Genomic DNA, 19,967 nt, shown 5'->3' on the forward strand with positions numbered 1-19,967 from the left:
CAGCTTGTTCTTTTGCAACCTGAGCGGCGCATTTATCCCGAGACGCCAGCGTTTTCCTTGTCCATTATCAACTCACGGGAGTTTTCCGCGAAATGACAGGCGGCCATGGTGCCGCTGTCCTCGATCGGGCGCAGGCGGGGACGCTCGGCGCGGCAAATGTCCTGTGCGATGGCGCAGCGCGGGGCAAACGGGCAGCCGGGCGACGGGTTGACGGGGTCCGGCAATTCGCCCGGCGTGCGCGGCGCGTCGAAGGAGCCGCCGGTAAGCTTGGGGATCGCGGCGAGCAGAAGCTGCGTATAGGGATGCTTGGGATCGTCAAAGATGTTGCCGGTCGGCGCCAACTCCATCACTTGACCCAGATACATCACCGCGACGCGATCACCGAAATGCTCGACCACGCTGAGGTCATGCGTAATAAACATGTAAGTAAGATCACGTTCGTCCTGCAAGTCATTGAGAAGATTCAGGATTTGCGCCTGAATGGAGACGTCCAATGCCGAAATCGGCTCGTCCGCGACGACGAAGGCGGGGTTCGTCACCAGCGCGCGGGCGATGGCGATGCGCTGGCGCTGGCCACCGGAAAACTCATGCGGCAGCTTGCGCTGCCAGCTTTGATCGCAGCCGGTGGCGTCCAGCACGTCCTCGACCTGCGCGCGCACGTCGGCCTCGGATTTTTCGGGCATCAGATGGCGGATCGGCTCGGCCAGCGTCTGGAACACGTTGCGGCGCGGGTTGAGCGACGCGTAGGGGTTCTGGAACACCATCTGCATGTCGGCGCGCACGGGCTTGCGCTCGGCCTCGTCCATCGTGTCGATGCGCCGGCCGCGGAAATAGACTTCGCCCGAGGAGGGTGTCAGCAGCCCCATGATGGCGCGGCCGAGGGTGGTCTTGCCGCAGCCGGATTCGCCGACAACGCAGAACGTCTCGCCCTTGCGGATCTTGACGTCGACGCCGGACAGCGCGTGCAGCACCGGCTTTTCCCGGCTGAGAAAATGCGTGGGCAGCGAGAACCGCATTTCCAGGCCGCGCGTCTCGACGATGGGATCGGTCACGTCGCTCATGTGGTGGCCTCCGTTTCCTCGGCCGGGGTTTCGTGCATCGGGTGGAAGCAGGCGACGCCATGCTCCAGCGGCGGCATGGCGGCGCGGCATTCGTCCGTCGCCCGCTCGCAGCGCGGATGATAGGGGCAGCCCGAGGGCAGGTTGGTGATGGGCGGCATGGAGCCGGGGATCTGGTAGAGCTTGGCGCCGCGGGTGGAGTTCTGCGGCAGAGCCTTGAGCAGGCCGACGGCATAGGGATGCTTGGGCCGGTCGATGATGTCGCGGGTGCGGCCCGTCTCGACGCATTTGCCGGCATACATGATCATCAACCGCTCCGTCACCTCGGCGACCACGCCCAGATCGTGGGTGATGAGGATCAGTGCCACGTTGTTCTCGCGGCAGAGCGTCAGGATCAGCGACATGATCTCGGCCTGAATGGTCACGTCGAGCGCGGTTGTCGGCTCGTCCGCGATGATCAGTTCGGGATCGGTCAGCAGGGCGATGGCGATGACCACGCGCTGGCGCAGGCCGCCCGACAGCTCGTGCGGATAGGCGTCCATGCGGCTTTCGGCCGAGGGGATCGCAACCAGTTTCAGCTTGTCGACGCAGAGCTTGTGGGCCTCGCGGTCCGTGATGCGGCGATGCGCCTTGAGCGTTTCGATCATCTGCGTGCCGATGGAAAGCACGGGGTTCAGCGTGACCATCGGATCCTGAAAGATCATCGAGATGCGGTTGCCGCGGATGCGCCGGATCTGCCGCTCGGACATGGTCAGAAGGTTCTCGCCGTCGAAGGTGACGGAGCCTTGGGTGACGCGGCCCGGCTCGGCGATGAGGTTGAGGATGGCGAAGGCCAGCATGGATTTGCCGGCGCCGGATTCGCCGACGACGCCCAGCCGCTGGCCCTTTTCCAGCGTCAGATCGACACCGCGCAGGGCCTCGACCTCGCCCTTTTTGCCACGGGGGAAGGCGACGCGCAGGTCGCGGACTTCGAGAAGGGCCATCAGTCGTCTCCCCGGCGCAGTTTCGGGTTCAACACGTCGCGCAGCCAGTCGCCCAGGAGGTTGAGCGCCAGCACCAGCGCCACCAGCACGAGCGCGGGGTAGAGCGTGATCCACCAGCTGCCTGAAAAGATGAATTCAAAGCCCGACCGGATCAGCGAGCCAAGCGACGGCTTGTCCGTCGGCATGCCGAGGCCGAGGAAGCTAAGCGCGGCTTCGGTCATGATCGCCTCGGCGACCTGGATCGTCGAGATCACCAGCACCGGGGTCAGGGTGTTGGGCAGGATGTGCACCCACATCACCTTGCGCGCGGGCAGGCCGATGACGCGGGCGGCGTCCACGTATTCCTTGTTCTTCTCGCCCAGCACCGAGGACCGCACCGTGCGCGCGAATTTCGGCCATTCGGCGATGCCGATGATGATGATCAGCATGAAGATCGCGTAATCGGCATAGACATTGGCATCGAACGCCGCCTGAAAGAGGGCGAGCGCGATGATGGCGATCATCAGCGTCGAGAGCGACATCTGGATATCCGCAAGGCGCATCAGGAAGCTGTCGACCCAGCCGCCCTTGTACCCGGCCCAAAGGCCCAGCGTGACGCCGAGGATGCCTTGGACGATGACCGCGCCGATGCCGATGATCAGGCTGATGCCGGTGCCATACATGATCGTGCTGAACACGCCGCGCCCCTGCGCATCGGTGCCCAGCCAATAGCGCTCGTCGCCACCATCGCGCCAAGAGGGGGGCAGCTCGCTGTCCATAATGTCGAGTTGCAAGAGGTCATAGGGGTTCTGCGGCGCGATCCACGGGGCCAGCACCGCCATGACGATCAGGAAGAGCAGCACGATGCCCGCGCCGATGGCGACCGGATCGGACAGGAAGCGTTTGAGAAAACCCTGCCAAGTGATCATGCTTTGGCCCCCGGCAGTTTCACCATCGGATTGATGAGCGTGTAGACGAAATCGACAATGGTGTTCACGACAACGAAGATCAGGCCGACGACGATGATATAGGCGATGATCAGCGGCGTATCGACACGGTTCACGGCCTCAAGAAACAGGAACCCCATGCCGGGCCATTGGAACACCGTTTCCGTCAGGATCGTGTAGGCGATCAGCGTGCCGATCATCAGACCGCCCACCGTGACGACCGGCAGCAGCGTGTTGCGGAAGGCGTGGACATAGCGCACGCGCGGGGTGGACAGCCCCTTGGCGCGGGCGAAGCGGACATAATCGGTGCCCATCGCCTCCATCATTTCGGCGCGGATCAGGCGGATGAACAGCGGCAGCATGATTGAGCTGAGCGCGATGGATGGCAGGATGAGATGCGCCAGCCCGTCCCATGTGAGAAAGCCTGTCTCCCAGCCCCATGGCAGGCGATAGGTTTCGCCGCGGCCGAAAGCGGGCAGCCAGCCCAGCTCGACCCCGAAGAGCCAGACCAGCAGGATCGCGGTCAGGAAGACGGGGATCGAAATGCCGATAATCGACGCGGTCATGATGGTCTTGGCCAGCCATTTATCGCGGTTGATGGCGCAATAGATGCCGCCGGGGATGGACAGCCCGAGGAAGATGACGACGGCGCCCAAAACCAGTTCGAACGTGGCGGGGAATTTATCCATGATGACGTCGAGCGCGGGGCGTTTGAAGAAATAGGACGTGCCCAGATCGCCCTGCACCGCGCGGCCCAGGAAGCGGCCATATTGCACGAGGAACGGATCGTTCAGGCCCAGCTGGTCGCGAAGCACATCGCGGTCTTCCTCGGACACGGACTGGCCCACAAGCTCGCGCAGCGGGTCGCCCAGATTGTCCTGAATGGAGAACCCGATGAGGGAGATGACGAACATCACGATCACCGCCTGAAAGGCGCGTCGGATGAGAAATGCGATGATGTGCATGTCGGCTATGCGCTCTCTGGCGGGTGCTGGAGGGGCGGAAACGTTCCGAAAAGAATGAGGGGCGTCTAAGCGGTAGCTGCCCCTCGCGTCAACCCCTGCGGGCAGGGTGACGTCGCGGCGGGCCGGTGCATGACCGGCCCGTCGCAAGATGCTTTTATTCTTCGATGACCAGATCGCCCAGATAGGGGAAGTTCATCACGTTCAGGATCGGCTCGATATCCACGCCCTTGCGCGCGGCCCATGCCAGATCCTGCCAGTGCAGCGGGATGAAGGCCGCATCGTCATACAGAATCTTCTCGATCTCCTGCAGATCCTTGGCGCGCTTGTCGGCGTCCGTTTCGGACAGCGAGGCCATGGTCATCTCGTCAACCTTCGGGTTGGAATAGTTGCCCGAATTATACTGACCTTTGCCCGTGTCGGCGTTCGGCGTCATGTTGAGGAATTCAAAGAAGTTCGCCGAATCCTCGGTATCCGAATGCCAGCCGATCATCATGATGTCCGCCGCGCGTTCATCGTATTTCGGCCAGTATTGCGCCTTGGGCATGGTGGTCAGGTCGATGTCGATATTGATCTTGGCCAGCATCGCCGCTGCCGCTTCGCAGATCTTGTAATCGTTCACGTAGCGGTTGTTGGGGCACATCATGGAGGCGCTGAAACCGTCGGCATATCCGGCCTCTTCCATCAGCGATTGCGCCTTGGCAACGTCAAAGCGCGGCTTCAGGTCGGGGTTGTGACCGACATAGCCCTCGGGCGAGTTCTGCGCGGCGACGGTGCCGAAGCCCTTCATGATCTTGCTGACGATGCCTTCGTTGTTGATGGCGTTGACCATCGCCAGACGCACCTTGGGATCGGCCAGCGCCTCGTTCCGCTTGCCGTTCAGTTGCAGCGTGATGATGCGCGTGCCGGGCAGGGTGACGAGGTTGACGTTGTCGTCGGCCTCGATCCGCTCCAGATCGGTGGGCGGGACGGGCGCGATGAAATCCACGTCGCCCGACAGCAGGGCCGCAACGCGCGTCGGCGCTTCCTTGATCGGGGTCAGCGTGGCGGTCTGGACGTTGCCGGGGCTGTCCGTGTCCCAGTAGTCCGGGTTGCGCTTGAAGACCATCTTCACGCCCTGCTCGCGCTCGGCGACGGTGAAGGGGCCGGTGCCCGAGATGTTCTTGGAGGCAAAGCTGTCGCCATGTTTCGCGATCTCGGCGCCGCCGTCCTCGTAGAACTTCTTGTCCATCGGAAAGACATAGGTGGCGGTGTTCAGGATCAGCGGGCTGGGCCCGTCCGTCTTGATCTCGACGGTGTAGTCGTCAACCGCGGTGACCGAGGTCCAGCCCGAGAAGATGCCCTTGAAATCGGCCGAGGATTTCAGGCGCTCGACGGTCCAGACCACGTCTTCGGCGGTCATCTCGTTGCCGGAGTGGAATTTGACCCCCTCGCGCAGCTTGAAGCGCATGGTGGTGTCGTCCACCCGTTCCCATTCGGTTGCGAGGCGCGGATCAAAGCCGTGGTCCTTGTTCCAGCGCACCAGCGGGTCAAAGACCATGTGGCTCAGCTGCAGTGTGCCGCCCGAAAGCTGCTCGTGCGGATCGAGCGAGACGGGGTCGGCGTCATAGGCAAAGTTCAGCGATTGCGCCGAAGCCATGCCGCCGACGCCCAGAAGCAGCGCCGTGGCGGTGGCCGTGGCAAGGGTGCGAAGTGTTTTCATGGAAGATCTCCCTGATCGTTTAATTGCGCGCAGCGCCGGGCGAGGCGCGAGCCGATGGCGCAGGTTGTCCCGATTCTGAAGGAGTGTAAAGGCGGCTTGCCCTGCCGGGATGCCCATGCCGTCACGGAAACCGTTTGAAAATAGCCGTATGGCAGGCTGTGGCGGGCATATGGCGCGCGGCGCGGCCGGTGCTGGCGCGAATGGCGGGTGCAGCGGGGCAGGGTGCCTTGACCCTCTGGGGTGCCCCGATTATTGATCGAAACGCTCAGGCATAGGCGCCTGGCGTTTGGGGTTTCTCTTGATCGAACGGCTGATGTACCGGCTGGCCTGGGTGGTCGCCGCATTATGCGTGGCGCCGATCCTTGCGGCGGCGTTGGCGGCGCTGGGCGGTGATCTGCAGACATGGCGTGACGTGCTGTCCACCGTGCTGCCGCGCTATACGGCGACGACGCTGGCGCTCGTGGTGATCGTCGGCAGCGGCGCGGCGGTGATCGGCACGGCGACGGCGTGGCTGGTGACGGTCTATCGCTTTCCGGGGGTGCGGCTGCTGGAGGTGGCGCTGGCGCTGCCGCTGGCCTTTCCGGCCTATGTGCTGGCCTATGCCTACACGTCGCTGCTGGACCATCCCGGCCCGGTGCAGACCCTGCTGCGCGACGTCACCGGATGGGGCCCGCGCGATTACTGGTTCCCCGAGATCCGCAGCCTCGGAGGCGCGGCATTGATGCTGACGATGGTGCTGTATCCTTATGTCTACCTGCTGGCGCGCGCGTCGTTTCGTCAGCAAAGCTCGAACGCGTTTCTGGTGGCGCGCACGCTGGGCCGTCCGCCGCTGGCGGCGTTCTGGGCGGTGGCGCTGCCCATGGCGCGCCCGGCGATCATGGGCGGCACGCTGCTGGCGATCATGGAGACGATCGCCGATTACGGCACGGTCGCGTTCTTCAACGTGCAGACCTTCGCGACCGGCATCTATCAGGCGTGGTTCTCCTTGGGCGAGCGGGCGACGGCGGCGCAGCTTTCGCTGTGCCTTCTGGTCTTTGCGCTGCTGCTGGCAGGGCTGGAGCGCGCGCAGCGGGGGCGGGCGCGGCGGGCCACCCAAGGGGGTGCGCGGTTCGAGGTGCTGACCAAGCCGCAGCTGGCAGGCTGGAAGGCGTGGGGCGCCACGGCAATCTGTCTGTTGCCGGTCCTGCTGGGATTCCTGATCCCGGTGGTGATGCTGGGCGTCATGGCATGGGGATCGGGGCAGAGCCTGCTTCAGCCGCGCTATGTCTCGCTCATGGGCAACTCGGTGCTGCTGGCGGCGGTGGCGTCGGTGCTGACGGTGCTGGGCGCGATCCTGATCGGGTTTCGCGCCCGCACCAAGCCGGGGCGCACGTCACGCGCGCTGGTGGTGGGCGCGGGCCTTGGATATGCCGTGCCGGGCGGCGTCATAGCGGTTGGGCTGATGGTGCCGATGGCGGGGCTGGACAACGCCATCGACAGCTTCATGCGGGGCAATTTCGGCGTCAGGACGGGGCTGCTGATCACCGGGTCGATCTGGCTGATGGTGCTGGCCTATATGGCACGGTTCATGGCCGCCGCGCTCAATGCCTATGACAGCGGCATGGCGACGGTGCCGGGTCATTATGACGCGATCGCGCGCAGCCTGGGGCAAGGCGCGGGCAAGCTGCTGTGGCGCGTCCATTTGCCGGTGGCGCGCACCTCGGTGCTGACCGCGCTGCTGATCGTTTTTGTCGACGTGATGAAGGAATTGCCCGCGACGCTGATCCTGCACCCGTTCAACTTTGACACGCTGGCGGTTCAGGCCTACCGGCTTGCCGCCGACGAAAGGCTGCGCGAGGCCGCCGTGCCATCGCTCGCGCTGGTGGGTTTCGGGCTGATCCCGGTCCTGCTGTTGTGTCGCACCATCGGGCGCGAGAGCGTCTGACGGCGCCCGATCGTCGCTCCGGGGGGGGGCGGCAAGGGGGCGCCGTCATGCGGCACACGTCAGTTTGGAATGATTTCGCCCGACGGGCGCGGGGTCGTATCGGTTTCGGGCGGCAGGACGGGATACACGACCTCGGGCATCTCGCCGGTCAGCGACCCGAGGAAGGCGACGATCTTGTCCACTTCGGCGTCAGGCATCTTGTCGCCCAGCTGCGAGATCGACATGATCTGCACCGCTTCCTTCAGCCCCCAGACCACGCCGGAATGGAAGTAAGGCGCCGTCAGCTCGACGTTGCGCAGGGGCGAGGCGCGGAACACATATTCATCATCCGCCGTCTCGGTCACCGCAAAGCGGCCCACGTCGCCTTCGGGAAGCACGTCGGCGCCCGGCTTTTCGATCAAGCCGAAGGGATAATAGTCATGCCCGCCGACATTCACGCCGCTGTGGCAGGCCACGCAGCCATTGTCGATGAAGAGCTCGAGCCCCGCCTTCTGGTCCGCCGTCAGCGCATCCTCGTTGCCATTCAGATAGGCATCGAAGGGCGCAGGCGTGGTGAGCGTGACCTCATACGCCTCGATCGCCTTGGCGAAGTTGTCGAAGGTGACGGGATCGGCCTCGTCGGGGAAGGCGCCTTTGAACCACTCGACATATTGCGGCATCGAATTGAGCGTTGCGACAACATTTTCAGGGGTATTCGCCATCTCGACCCCGGCCTGAACCGGGCCTTTGGCCTGCGCCTTGAGATCCTCGGCGCGGCCGTCCCAGAATTGCGCGACGTTGAAGACCGAGTTCAGCACGGTCGGCGAGTTGCGCGGCCCGGTTTGCCAGCCATGCCCGATCGAGACGGGCATGTTGTCATCGCCGCCCGTTGCCAGGTTGTGGCAGGAGTTGCACGAAAAGACACCGGAGGCCGACATGCGCGGATCAAAGAACAGCGCCTTGCCTAGATCGATCTTCTCGGGCGTGATCTTGTTGTCCTTGGGCGCCATCAGCGTCGAGGGAAGCGGCGCGAAATAATCCAGAGCGGTGTCGCGCAGCTCGCTGGCGGCAAGGGGCGCGGCGAGGACGCTGGCGGCTGTGGCGGCGAGCAATGGTCGATGCATGTTCCGATTCTCCTTGGAACGGTTGAGGGCGCCCCTATCTTTGGTATGGCGCATGCGGGCGCCTTGATCTGACGCAACACGCATGCGGCAAAAAACTTGCGCGGCGCCTGCGGCCCAAGGCAGGCAGGGCGGCGCCGACAATTTCCCGGCGCGCCCTTGCGGCCCCTTGGGCGCGATACTAAGACTCTTTTAGGATCTGGTCAGATAAGGATCAGAGGCACTTCAGCAGGCAAGGCGGAATATGACAGACCCAATGGACACCTACATGAATACCCTCGTGCCGATGGTGGTCGAACAGACCAGCCGGGGCGAGCGGGCCTACGACATCTTCTCGCGCCTGCTGAAAGAGCGGATCATCTTCCTGAGCGGCCCGGTCCATGACGGCATGTCCAGCCTGATCGTCGCGCAGCTGCTGCATCTTGAGGCGGAGAATCCGTCAAAGGAAATCAGCATGTATATCAACAGCCCCGGCGGTGTCGTCACCTCGGGCCTGTCGATCTATGACACGATGCAGTATATCCGGCCCAAAGTGTCGACGCTGGTGATCGGTCAGGCGGCCTCGATGGGATCGCTGCTGCTGACGGCGGGCGCACCCGGCATGCGGTTCTCGCTGCCCAATAGCCGGATCATGGTCCACCAGCCCTCCGGCGGGTATCAAGGCCAGGCGACGGACATCATGATTCACGCCGAAGAGACGCTGAAGCTGAAGAAGCGGCTGAACGAGATTTACGTCAAACATACCGGCCAGACCCTGAAAAAGGTCGAGGAAGCGCTGGAGCGCGACAACTTCATGTCGCCCGAGCAAGCCAAGGATTGGGGCCTCATCGACGAGATCGTCGAGAACCGCATCAAGCCTGAAGATGACGAAAAAACCAGCCCGTAACGGGTAAAAGGTCAGGCCCAAAGGCGCGGCATTTTGCGATTGTCGCCGCCCGGTGCCTGCCATAAGCTAATGACAAAGGCGGCCCGACGCCCGTTCGGGCCCCGATTGCAACGCACCGCCCGAAAGGTAGATCATGTCGAATAATTCAGGCAGCGACAGCAAGAACACCCTCTATTGCAGTTTTTGCGGCAAGAGCCAGCACGAGGTGCGCAAGCTGATCGCGGGTCCGACCGTGTTCATCTGCGACGAATGCGTCGAGCTGTGCATGGACATCATCCGCGAGGAGACCCGCAGCGCGGGACTGAAATCCTCCGAAGGTGTGCCCGCCCCGCGCGAGATCTGCGATGTGCTGGATGATTACGTCATCGGGCAGGCCACGGCCAAGCGGGTGCTGTCTGTCGCCGTTCACAACCACTACAAGCGTTTGAACAACTCGGGCAAATCAGGCGATATCGAGCTGCAGAAATCCAACATCATGCTGATCGGCCCGACCGGCTGCGGCAAGACGCTGCTGGCGCAGACGCTGGCGCGCATCCTCGATGTGCCGTTCACCATGGCCGATGCGACCACCCTGACCGAGGCCGGCTATGTCGGCGAGGATGTGGAAAACATCATCCTCAAGCTGCTTCAGGCGTCTGAATACAATGTCGAGCGCGCGCAGCGCGGCATCGTCTATATCGACGAGGTCGACAAGATCACGCGCAAGTCCGAGAATCCCTCGATCACCCGCGATGTCAGCGGCGAGGGTGTGCAGCAGGCGTTGCTGAAGCTGATGGAAGGCACCGTTGCCGCCGTGCCACCGCAGGGCGGGCGCAAGCATCCGCAGCAGGAATTCCTGCAGGTGGACACGACCAACATCCTGTTCATCTGCGGCGGCGCCTTTGCCGGTCTGGACAAGATCATCGCGGCGCGCGGCAAGGGCAGCGCGATGGGCTTTGGCGCCGATGTGCGCGACAAGGACGACCGCGGCATCGGCGAGGTGTTCAAGGATCTGGAGCCGGAAGACCTGCTGAAATTCGGGCTTATCCCTGAATTCGTCGGACGTCTGCCGGTGATCGCGACGCTGGAGGATCTGGACGAGGACGCGCTGATCACCATCCTGACGCAGCCAAAGAACGCATTGGTCAAGCAATACCAGCGCTTGTTCGAGCTTGAGAACGCGCAGCTGACATTCACCGATGACGCGCTGACCGCCATCGCCAAGCGTGCGATCAAGCGCAAGACAGGCGCGCGCGGCCTGCGCTCGATTCTGGAGGACATCCTTCTGGATACGATGTTCGAGCTGCCGAGCATGGAAAACGTCGAAGAGGTCGTCGTCAACGAGGAGGCCGTGACATCCGATGCGGCGCCGCTGATGATCTACTCCGAAAGCGCCAAGAAGGAAGGCGCATCGGCCGGGTGATCCCAGCGATCCGCAAGTGAGGCATAAGGGCAAGCCGCAGGGCTTGCCCTTTTTCGTTGGCAGCGCGGTCCTTCCGCTCACTCGCGCCTTTCGCCCTATCGCGCCACTGGACGTTTGCCCGCCGATGCGCCATATCAGGGACAACGATCTGCGGAGGATTACATGGGCATTCTCAACTCGCTGCTGCGCGCCGTCACATGGTGGCATGGGCAAACGCTCAACACTCAGTTCTACACATGGCGCAAGGGCGTGAAGGTGGGCGAGGATAGCCAGGGCAACATGTTTTATCGCACCAAGGATGGCGGGCGCCGCTGGGTCATCTACAACGGCGAGATGGAGGCGAGCCGCGTCAGCCCCGAATGGCATGGCTGGCTGCACCACACCTATCAGGAGGCGCCGACCGAAGCGCCGCTGCCGCGCCAGCCGTGGGAAAAGCCGCATCTTGAGAACCTGACCGGAACGCCGCTGGCCTATGCGCCGGCAGGGTCGATCCGGCGCAGCGTGCCCAAGCCGCGCAGCGATTACGAGGCGTGGCGCCCTGAATGATCGCGCGCCGGACGGGCAAATGATGCACCCGATCCCGAACACAGAGAGCGGACATGGCTGAAAACAAAAGCGAAATCATCGCGGGCGCTGTCGTGGTGGCGGTCGCGCTGGGCTTTGTCCTCTATGCGGGCAAGCTGACCGGAGCGTCGGCCGGAACGGACAGTTACGAGCTGACCGCCAGCTTCAGATCGGCTGACGGGATCACTGTGGGCACCGATGTGCGCCTGGCCGGGGTCAAGGTGGGGCGCGTCACGTCGATGGCGCTGGATCCGGCGACCTACCGGGCAGGCACCACCATCAGCGTTGCCAAGACCATCGAGGTGCCGGACGACAGCGCGCTGGCCATCTCGTCCGAGGGATTGCTGGGCGGCAACTATGTCGAGATCCTGCCGGGCGGATCGCCCATGTATTTCGAGCCGGGCGATCAGATCGAATTCACCCAAGGGTCGATCAGCCTCGTGTCGCTGCTGATGAAATTCGTCGGCGGGGACGACAGCGACAAGGCGGCGGCAGAATGAGGGCCGCCGCGCTGCTTCTGGCCTTGCTCGCAACATTCGCCGCGGCGGCGCAAGATGGCGCGACCGTCGGCACGGGGGCCGAGCTGCGGGCGCTTGAAAAGGTGTCGGGCAAGACGACCGATTTCACGCTGGCGCCGGGCGAGACGGCGAAATTCGGCCGCATGACCATCGAGATGGCCGAATGTCGCTATCCCGTGGGCGATCCGGCGGCCGATGCGTTTGCCTATCTCATCATCCGCGAGGACGGCGCCGATGCCGCCCAGTTTGCCGGCTGGATGATCGCGTCGTCACCGGCGCTGAACGCGCTGGATCATCCGCGCTATGACGTCTGGGTGCTGCGCTGCAAGACCGAGTGAGCATCGCGGTCCAGTGGCAGGCTGGTGATGTCCGCCGCGTGCTGCAACGCTGACGCCAGCTGCAGCCGATAGGCGCCGCGGCTGATTTCGACACCGCCCATCGACGCCAGATGATCGGTCAGGAACTGCGTGTCCAGCAGCGTGAAGCCGCAGCGCCGCAGGTGATCCACCAGATGCACCAGCGCCAGTTTCGAGCCATTCGTGCGGCGGGAAAACATGCTTTCGCCGAAGAACGCGGAGCCCAGCGCGACGCCATAGATCCCGCCCGCCATCGCCCCATCCTGCCAGATTTCCAGCGAATGCGCGTGGCCCAGGTCATGCAGGCTGACATAAAGACGGCAGATCTCGGCGTTGATCCAGGTTTCGTCCCGGTCCGCACATGCCGCGACGACGCGGGCGAAATCGGCGTTCAGCGTCACGTCATACCCGCCGCGGCGCATCCGCTTGGCCAGGCTGCGCGAGATGTGCAGGCCGTCCAGCGGGATGATCCCCCTGCGGCGCGGATCGACCCAGAAAACCTCGGGGCTATCGCGCCCTTCGGACATGGGAAACACGCCCGCGGCATAGGCGTTCAAAAGCAGCTCGGGCGTCAGCGCGAAATCGTCGTCTTGCATAAACGCACCCATGCCCGCCTGCGAAACGCTTTAACCCCGCAAATGCGTCTCCAGCCAATGTTCCAGCCAGTGAATGTTGTAATCGCCTGACTGGATATCCCCGTCCTGCAACAGCGCGTGGAAGAGCGGAACGGTGGTTTCCACGCCATCGACGATCAATTCACCCAGCGCCCTGTTCAGCCGCGCCAGCGCGGCGGGCCGGTCGGGGGCGTGCACGATCAGCTTGCCGATCAGCGAATCGTAATAGGGCGGAATTCTGTAGCCATCGTAAAGCGCGCTATCCATGCGCACGCCAAGGCCGCCGGGAGCGTGAAACTGCGTGATCTTGCCGGGGCGCGGCGCGAATTCCGGCAGCTTTTCGGCGTTGATGCGCACCTCGATCGCGTGGCCGGTGATCTTGAGCGCGTCCTGCTCGAACTCCATGGGCAGACCGGCGGCAACGCGGATCTGCTCGCGCACGAGATCCACGCCAAAGATCGCCTCGGTCACGGGGTGCTCGACCTGAAGGCGCGTGTTCATCTCGATGAAATAGAACTCGCCGTTTTCATAGAGAAACTCGATCGTGCCGGCCCCGGTATAGTTGATGCGGGCCACCGCGTCGGCGCAGACCTTGCCGATGCGCGCGCGCTCTTTGGCGCTGATGGAGGGGCCGGGGGCCTCCTCGAACACCTTCTGGTGGCGCCGCTGGAGCGAGCAATCCCGCTCGCCCAGATGCACGGCACGGCCCTTGCCATCGCCGAAAACCTGGATTTCGATATGGCGGGGCGTGGTCAGGTATTTCTCGATATAGACTTCGTCATTGCCGAAATTCGATTTGCCCTCGGCGCGGGCGGTCTGGAACGCGCGCTCCATCTGGGCCGCGTTCTCGGCTACCTTCATGCCCTTGCCGCCACCGCCCGAGGTGGCCTTGATGATCACCGGATAGCCGATCTCATCGCCGATGCGCTTGGCCTCGGCCAGGGTGGCGACGCCGCCCTCGCTGCCCGGAACGCAGGGCACGCCCAGCTTTTTCATGGTGTCCTTGGCGGTGATCTTGTCGCCCATGACGCGGATATGCTCGGCCGTGGGGCCGATGAAGGTCAGGCCGTGATCCTCGACGATCTGCACGAAGGCGGCATTTTCCGACAGGAAGCCATAGCCCGGATGGATCGCCTGCGCGCCCGTCACCTCGCAGGCCGCGATGATCGCGGGGATCGACAGATAGCTGTCGGTCGCAGGGGGCGGGCCGATGCAGACGCTCTCGTCGGCCATGCGCACATGCATCGCGTCGGCGTCGGCGGTCGAATGGACAGCGACCGAGTGGATGCCCATCTCGCGCGCGGCGCGGATGACCCTCAGGGCGATCTCGCCGCGATTGGCGATCAGGATTTTCTCGAACATTGCGCGTGCCTTATTCGATGATCATCAGGGGTGCGCCGTATTCCACGGCGCCGCCATCCTCGACGAGGATGCGTTTGACGGTGCCGCCACGCGGGGCGGGGATGTGGTTCATCGTCTTCATCGCCTCGATGATCAGCAGCGTGTCGCCCTCGCTGACCTTGTCGCCGACGGACACGAAGGCGGGCGCGCCCGGCTCGGCCTGCGTATAGACGGTGCCGACCATGGGCGATGTGACCGCGCCGGGGTGGCTGGCGGGGTCTTCGCCGGGCGCCGCGGCGGGGGCGGCGGCAGCGGAGGCGGGGGCCGGGGCCTGCGCCATCGGGGCCTGCGCGACATATTGCGGCGCGGCCGCTTCGGTCCGGCGGCTGACGCGCACGTTCAGGCTGTCGTCCTCGCCGTAGGCGCGCTTGACCTGCAGTTCGGTCAGTTCGTTCTCATTCAGAAGCTCGGCGAGCGCCTTGATGAAGGCGACGTCATCGTCATGCGTTTTCTTTGGCATTTTGGTCCTCGGCGGCTGGCGCCCGGCACTGGGCGCGCTTAGGTTTTGACGGGGTTATATGGCAAGCGGACGCCATAGAAAACCGGGTTTGTGCGCCGGGGCGGCGCGCGGCGGCGATCACAGGGGCATACCGCCCAGTTTCGCGACCAGCTCGGCCAGCTTGCGGGCGCCGAACTTGTCCAGAAGGCGCGCGCGATACACCTCGATCGTGCGATAGCTGAGGTTCAGCTCCTGCCCGATCTCCTTGGACGTCAGCCCCCGGCAGGTCAGGATCGCGACCTCGCGTTCGCGCGCGGTCAGATCGACGACGGGGCGCTCTTCGGACAGGTCGGCAAAGCTCCAGACGCCGCAGCGGAACGGATCGTCCGGCGTTACCGACTGGCCGCGCACCCGGCACCAGAAGAGGGTGCCGCCGGTCCGCCGCATGATGCGCTGATCGGCGTAGCGCCCGGTCTTGCGCATGGCGCACAGACCCTGCTCGCCGATGCGGCGATACTCCTCGATGCTGGGGTAATAGTCCGCCAGCGGGACACCGGCGAACGCGGCCGGATCGGGCGGCACCGTGCCATCGCCGAAGGTTTCGGCAAAGCGCAGGTTGCACTGCTTGATGATCCGGTTTTCAAGGATCGCAAGTCCGATAGGCGCGTGATCGAAAGCAAGCTGAGTTTGCGGCATGGGCTCATTTGCCCCCTATCCGCGCCGATTGCAATGGGCCCGCGCCGCGACGCGCGGAACGCCGCACCCGGCGCCGCACCGCTTGCCACAGGCGCGCGCGGGGCTTAAGTGCATGCGGGTGCGGTCGCAGCCTACCCGCTCAAAACAAGGACGAGACATGAAGGTCATAGTCATCTGCTCTGGCGGAATGGATTCGGTATCGCTGGCATATCGCTATGCGGCGGCGGGCGATCTGCATGCGCTGTTGTCATTCGATTACGGACAGCGCCACGCCAAGGAGCTTGAGTTTGCGGCCCTTTGCGCCCGCCGCCTTGGGGTGGCGCATCATGTCATCGACATCTCGGGCGTCGGCGTGGCGCTGAGCGGGTCGGCCCTGACCGATGACATCGACGTGCCGGACGGCCATTATGCCGAGGACACGATGAAGCTGACGGTCGTGCCCAACCGCAACGCGATCATGCTGGCCATCGCCTTTGGCATGGCCGCCGCGCAAAAGGTGGACGCGGTGGCGACGGCGGTGCATGGCGGCGATCATTTCATCTATCCCGATTGCCGACCCGAATTCATCGACGCCTTTCAGGCGATGGAGGACCGCGCGCTGGACGGGTATGCCGATGTGCGCCTGCTGACGCCCTATGTCACCGGCTCCAAGGCCGATATCGCGGTTGACGGCGCCCGGCACGGCACGCCGTTCGCCGAAACGTGGTCCTGCTACAAGGGCGGGGATCTGCATTGCGGGCGCTGCGGCACCTGCGTGGAGCGACGCGAGGCATTCCATCTGGCGGGCGTGGACGACCCGACGGTTTACGCCGATCCCGATTTCTGGCAGGGCGCCACGGCAAAGGACTAGACCATGTATCGCATCACCAAGGAGTTTCATTTCTCAGCCTCGCATCAGCTGTTCGGCCTGCCCGAAGACCATCAATGCGCGCGCCTGCACGGGCACAATTACGTTGTCGTGGTCGAGCTGGCGTCGGAGGCGCTGAACGCGCATGGCTTCGTGCGCGACTATCTGGAGCTGGCGCCGCTCAAGCAATACATCGACGACGAGTTGGACCACCGCCACCTGAATGACGTGCTGGGCGATGATTGTGTCACCGCCGAGCGGATGGCCAAGCACCTTTATGACTGGTGCGCGGCCCGCTGGGCGGAAACCGCCGCGGTGAAAATCAGCGAAACACCCAAGACATGGGCCGAATACCGGCCATGAGCGATGTGATCCGCGTCTCGGAAATCTTTGGCCCCACGATACAGGGCGAGGGCGCGCTGATCGGGGTGCCGACGGTGTTCGTGCGCACGGGCGGCTGCGATTATCGCTGCGTCTGGTGCGACAGCCTGCATGCGGTGGACAGCGAATACCGCCACACCTGGGCGCCGATGCGCGCGGGCGCGGTGATGGACGAGGTGCGGCGGCTGTCTGGCGGGGTGCCGCTGACGGTGACGCTGTCGGGTGGCAATCCGGCGATCCAGCCCTTGGGCGATCTGATCGCGCTGGGGCGGGCCGAAGGCTATGGGTTTGCGATGGAAACCCAAGGCTCGGTGGCAAGGGACTGGTTCTCGCAACTGGACATGCTGGTGCTCAGCCCCAAACCACCGTCAAGCGGGATGCAGACCGATTGGACGCTGCTGCAGGACTGTATCGACGCGGCTGCAGGCGTGCGGACGGTGCTGAAGATCGTGGTGTTCGATGAGGCGGACTTTGCCTATGCGCGCGATGTGGCGGCGCGCCATCCCGGCTTGCCGGTCTATCTGCAACCGGGCAACCATACCCCGCCGCCGCCCGAGGATGACACCGCAACCGTCGATCAGGACGGGATCGACGCGCGGATGCGCTGGCTGGTGGACCGGGTGATTGCGGGCCGGTGGCACGGCGCAACGGTGCTGCCGCAGCTGCATGTGATGTTATGGGGCAACAAGCGCGGCGTCTAGGGCCGCCCGGAGGACAAGATGAGCGAGAATATCTACAGCGATCTGAAACAGCTTGGCACGAATACCGCGCTGCCGGACGACCCGGCCAAGGCCGAGCTGGAGCGCGTGCAGAACCCGCAGGCGGATGTCGACTATAACGTGCGCTTCGTCGCGCCCGAGTTCACATCGCTCTGCCCGATGACGGGCCAGCCCGATTTTGCCCATCTGGTGATCGATTACGTTCCCGGCGCGTGGCTGGTCGAAAGCAAGTCGCTGAAACTCTACCTCGGCAGTTTTCGCGACCACGGTGCGTTTCACGAGGATTGCACGGTCAGCATCGCGCGCCGTCTGGCCGAGTTCACGCAGGCGAAATGGCTGCGCATCGGCGGCTATTGGTATCCGCGCGGCGGTATTCCGATCGACGTCTTCTATCAGACAGGCCCGATGCCCGAGGGCGTCTGGATCCCCGATCAGGGCGTGCCGCCTTACCGCGGGCGCGGCTGAGAATGCGCCGCGCCGCAGGCGTGATGGCTTGCGGGGCGGTCCGGCTTATTTCTGGGCCTTGCGCTTCTCGATCAGGTCATCGACCACCGCCGGATCGGCCAGTGTGGATGTGTCGCCAAGTGTGTCGAAATCATTCTCGGCGATCTTGCGCAGGATCCGGCGCATGATCTTGCCCGAGCGTGTCTTGGGCAGGCCCGGCGCCCATTGGATGATGTCGGGCTTGGCAATCGGGCCGATTTCCGAGCGGACCCATTTTTCCAGATCCTTGCGGAGCGCGTCGGTTTCCTCGACGCCGTTCATCACGGTGACATAGGCGTAAATTCCCTGCCCCTTGATGTCATGGGGATATCCGACGACCGCGGCTTCGGCCACATCCGGATGGGCGACCAGCGCGGATTCGACCTCGGCCGTGCCCATGCGGTGGCCGGACACGTTGATCACGTCATCGACGCGGCCGGTGATCCAGTAATAGCCGTCCTTGTCGCGGCGGCACCCGTCCCCGGTAAAGTAATAGCCCTTGTAGTCCGAAAAATACGTCTGCTCGAACCGCTCGTGATCGCCGTAGACGGTGCGCATCTGGCCGGGCCAGCTGTCCTTGATGCACAGAACGCCCTCGGCCTCCGTCTCGGTGATTTCCTCGCCGGAAGTCGCGTCCAGAATGACGGGCTCGATCCCGAAGAACGGCTTGGTGCAGCTGCCGGGTTTGGTGGCCGTGGCGCCGGGCAGGGGGGTCAGCAGGTGGCCGCCGGTTTCGGTCTGCCACCAGGTATCGACGATGGGCAGTTTGCCCTTGCCGACCACTTCGTTATACCAGTTCCACGCCTCGGGGTTGATCGGCTCGCCCACCGTGCCCAGCAGTTTGAGCGCGGACAGATCGCATTTCTCGACAGGCTCCTTGCCCTGCGCCATCAGCGCGCGGATTGCGGTGGGCGCGGTGTAGAACTGGTTGACCTTGTGCTTTTCGCAGACCTGCCAGAAGCGGCTGGCATCGGGCCATGTCGGCACGCCCTCGAACATCAGCGTGGTCGCGCCATTGGCCAGCGGGCCGTAGATGATATAGCTGTGTCCCGTCACCCAGCCGACATCGGCGGTGCACCAGAACACGTCGCCATCGTGATAGTCGAAATCGTATTTATGCGTCAGCCCGGCGTAGAGCAGATAGCCGGCCGAGCTGTGCACCACGCCCTTGGGCTGCCCGGTCGAGCCGGAGGTGTAGAGGATGAACAGCGGATCTTCGGCCTTCATCGGGCGGGCGGGGCAATCGGGGCTGGCCTGCTCCATCTGCGCCTTCAGGTCGATGTCGCGGCCCTGAATCCAGGTGGTCTGGCCGCCCGTGTGTTTGACAACCAGGCAGCGCACCTTGTCCGAGCAGTGCAACAGGGCCGCATCGGCGTTGGATTTCAGCGCCGTTTTGCGGCCGCCGCGGGGGGCCTCGTCGGCGGTGATGAGGACCTTGGCACCCGAATTGTTGATGCGGTTGGCCAGCGCGTCGGCGGAAAACCCCGCGAAGACGATGGAATGAACCGCACCGATGCGCGCGCAGGCCAGCATGGCATAGGCCGCCTCGGGGATCATCGGCAGGTAGATCACCACCCGGTCGCCGCGCATGATGCCCTGGCTCAGCAGCACGTTGGCAAAGCGGCATACGTTTTCGTGCAGCTCCTTGTAGGTGATGTGCTGCGCGGCTGCTTCCGGATCGTCCGGCTCGAATATGATGGCCGTCTGGTCGCCGCGCGTCTCCAGATGGCGGTCGATGCAGTTGGCGGCGACGTTCAGAACGCCATCCTCGAACCAGCGGATATCGACATTGCCATGCTTGAACGACGTGTTCTTGACCTTGGTGAACGGCTCGATCCAGTCCAGATCCCGCGCGTGACCGGCCCAGAAACCTTCGGGATCCTTGATCGACGCGGCATACATCTCGTCGTATTTGGCGGCGTCGATATGTGCGTTCTCGGCAAATTCCTGTGAGGGCGGATAGGTCTTCTCGGACATGGGGCTTACCTCTGTAGCATGTGGGGCGG

The 19,967-nt window shown here is 64.0% G+C and carries 21 protein-coding genes; 10 read left to right on the plus strand and 11 right to left on the minus strand.

What is annotated here, in order from left to right; all coding sequences use genetic code 11:
* Positions 1–32 precede the first annotated feature (32 nt).
* The 5 genes from DC366_RS09495 to DC366_RS09515 form a co-directional block, all read right to left on the minus strand.
* Entirely contained in the window at positions 33–1,061 is a 1,029-nt protein-coding gene (locus DC366_RS09495; RefSeq protein ID WP_207768685.1) for an ABC transporter ATP-binding protein, read from the minus strand.
* Positions 1,058–2,041, minus strand: coding sequence for an ABC transporter ATP-binding protein (locus DC366_RS09500; RefSeq protein ID WP_108691957.1), 984 nt, complete (start codon positions 2,039–2,041; stop codon positions 1,058–1,060). The genes DC366_RS09495 and DC366_RS09500 overlap by 4 nt, the downstream gene beginning before the upstream one ends.
* Positions 2,041–2,949, minus strand: a complete 909-nt coding sequence (locus tag DC366_RS09505; RefSeq protein ID WP_108691958.1) for an ABC transporter permease — start codon at positions 2,947–2,949, stop codon at positions 2,041–2,043. The genes DC366_RS09500 and DC366_RS09505 overlap by 1 nt, the downstream gene beginning before the upstream one ends.
* Positions 2,946–3,926: an ABC transporter permease gene (locus DC366_RS09510; RefSeq protein ID WP_108692031.1), complete on the minus strand. Its 981-nt coding sequence runs from the start codon at positions 3,924–3,926 to the stop codon at positions 2,946–2,948. Before DC366_RS09510 ends, DC366_RS09505 begins: the two co-directional genes overlap by 4 nt.
* 160 nt (positions 3,927–4,086) lie before the next feature.
* Complete coding sequence (locus DC366_RS09515; protein ID WP_108691959.1) at positions 4,087–5,631, minus strand: ABC transporter substrate-binding protein; 1,545 nt, start codon at positions 5,629–5,631, stop codon at positions 4,087–4,089.
* A gap of 313 nt (positions 5,632–5,944) precedes the next feature.
* On the opposite strand from DC366_RS09515, the gene DC366_RS09520 reads away from it, so the two are divergent.
* Complete coding sequence (locus DC366_RS09520) at positions 5,945–7,555, plus strand: ABC transporter permease (RefSeq protein WP_108692032.1); 1,611 nt, start codon at positions 5,945–5,947, stop codon at positions 7,553–7,555.
* A gap of 59 nt (positions 7,556–7,614) precedes the next feature.
* Here DC366_RS09520 and DC366_RS09525 read toward each other — a convergent pair whose 3' ends face one another.
* Positions 7,615–8,658: a cytochrome-c peroxidase gene (locus DC366_RS09525; protein WP_108692033.1), complete on the minus strand. Its 1,044-nt coding sequence runs from the start codon at positions 8,656–8,658 to the stop codon at positions 7,615–7,617.
* Between the two features lie 241 nt (positions 8,659–8,899).
* Here DC366_RS09525 and DC366_RS09530 point away from each other — a divergent pair, with 241 nt between their 5' ends.
* From DC366_RS09530 to DC366_RS09550, 5 genes are all read left to right on the plus strand, one after another.
* A complete protein-coding gene (locus DC366_RS09530; protein WP_108691960.1) occupies positions 8,900–9,541 on the plus strand; it encodes an ATP-dependent Clp protease proteolytic subunit in 642 nt (213 codons plus the stop codon).
* 133 nt (positions 9,542–9,674) lie between these two features.
* The gene (gene clpX, locus DC366_RS09535) at positions 9,675–10,943 is read left to right on the plus strand and encodes an ATP-dependent Clp protease ATP-binding subunit ClpX (protein ID WP_108691961.1); all 1,269 of its coding nucleotides are present in this window, start codon (positions 9,675–9,677) and stop codon (positions 10,941–10,943) included.
* A 162-nt stretch (positions 10,944–11,105) separates the two neighbouring features.
* Entirely contained in the window at positions 11,106–11,489 is a 384-nt protein-coding gene (locus tag DC366_RS09540) for an NADH:ubiquinone oxidoreductase subunit NDUFA12 (protein WP_108691962.1), read from the plus strand.
* Between the two features lie 53 nt (positions 11,490–11,542).
* Positions 11,543–12,007, plus strand: a complete 465-nt coding sequence (gene mlaD / locus DC366_RS09545) for an outer membrane lipid asymmetry maintenance protein MlaD (protein WP_108691963.1) — start codon at positions 11,543–11,545, stop codon at positions 12,005–12,007.
* Positions 12,004–12,363 carry a DUF2155 domain-containing protein gene (locus DC366_RS09550; protein ID WP_108691964.1) on the plus strand — a complete coding sequence of 120 codons (360 nt, stop codon included), beginning with the start codon at positions 12,004–12,006 and terminating at the stop codon, positions 12,361–12,363. Before mlaD ends, DC366_RS09550 begins: the two co-directional genes overlap by 4 nt.
* Here DC366_RS09550 and aat read toward each other — a convergent pair.
* From aat to DC366_RS09570, 4 genes are all read right to left on the minus strand, one after another.
* Complete coding sequence (gene aat / locus DC366_RS09555) at positions 12,327–12,977, minus strand: leucyl/phenylalanyl-tRNA--protein transferase (protein WP_108692034.1); 651 nt, start codon at positions 12,975–12,977, stop codon at positions 12,327–12,329. The genes DC366_RS09550 and aat overlap by 37 nt on opposite strands.
* A 30-nt stretch (positions 12,978–13,007) precedes the next feature.
* Positions 13,008–14,357 (minus strand): acetyl-CoA carboxylase biotin carboxylase subunit, encoded by a 1,350-nt coding sequence (gene accC, locus DC366_RS09560; RefSeq protein WP_108691965.1) that lies wholly within the window; start codon positions 14,355–14,357, stop codon positions 13,008–13,010.
* Between the two features lie 10 nt (positions 14,358–14,367).
* Complete coding sequence (gene accB / locus DC366_RS09565; RefSeq protein WP_108691966.1) at positions 14,368–14,856, minus strand: acetyl-CoA carboxylase biotin carboxyl carrier protein; 489 nt, start codon at positions 14,854–14,856, stop codon at positions 14,368–14,370.
* Between the two features lie 117 nt (positions 14,857–14,973).
* The gene (locus DC366_RS09570; protein ID WP_108691967.1) at positions 14,974–15,531 is read right to left on the minus strand and encodes a LuxR C-terminal-related transcriptional regulator; all 558 of its coding nucleotides are present in this window, start codon (positions 15,529–15,531) and stop codon (positions 14,974–14,976) included.
* Between the two features lie 157 nt (positions 15,532–15,688).
* Between DC366_RS09570 and queC the strand changes: the two genes are divergently transcribed.
* Genes queC through queF form a run of 4 tightly spaced genes read left to right on the plus strand, consistent with a single transcriptional unit; the run spans position 15,689 to position 17,943 of the window.
* Positions 15,689–16,381, plus strand: a complete 693-nt coding sequence (queC, locus tag DC366_RS09575; protein WP_108691968.1) for a 7-cyano-7-deazaguanine synthase QueC — start codon at positions 15,689–15,691, stop codon at positions 16,379–16,381.
* A 3-nt stretch (positions 16,382–16,384) separates the two neighbouring features.
* Positions 16,385–16,741 (plus strand): 6-carboxytetrahydropterin synthase QueD, encoded by a 357-nt coding sequence (gene queD / locus DC366_RS09580; protein ID WP_108691969.1) that lies wholly within the window; start codon positions 16,385–16,387, stop codon positions 16,739–16,741.
* Positions 16,738–17,460 carry a 7-carboxy-7-deazaguanine synthase QueE gene (queE, locus tag DC366_RS09585; protein WP_108691970.1) on the plus strand — a complete coding sequence of 241 codons (723 nt, stop codon included), beginning with the start codon at positions 16,738–16,740 and terminating at the stop codon, positions 17,458–17,460. The genes queD and queE overlap by 4 nt, the downstream gene beginning before the upstream one ends.
* 18 nt (positions 17,461–17,478) lie before the next feature.
* Entirely contained in the window at positions 17,479–17,943 is a 465-nt protein-coding gene (queF, locus tag DC366_RS09590; RefSeq protein ID WP_108691971.1) for a preQ(1) synthase, read from the plus strand.
* Between the two features lie 45 nt (positions 17,944–17,988).
* Here the strand turns inward: queF and acs are convergent, their stop codons facing one another.
* Complete coding sequence (gene acs, locus DC366_RS09595; protein ID WP_108691972.1) at positions 17,989–19,938, minus strand: acetate--CoA ligase; 1,950 nt, start codon at positions 19,936–19,938, stop codon at positions 17,989–17,991.
* Between the last annotated feature and the right edge of the window lie 29 nt (positions 19,939–19,967).

This window comes from Pelagivirga sediminicola, assembly GCF_003072125.1.
GTDB classification, from domain to species: Bacteria; Pseudomonadota; Alphaproteobacteria; order Rhodobacterales; family Rhodobacteraceae; genus Roseovarius; species Roseovarius sediminicola.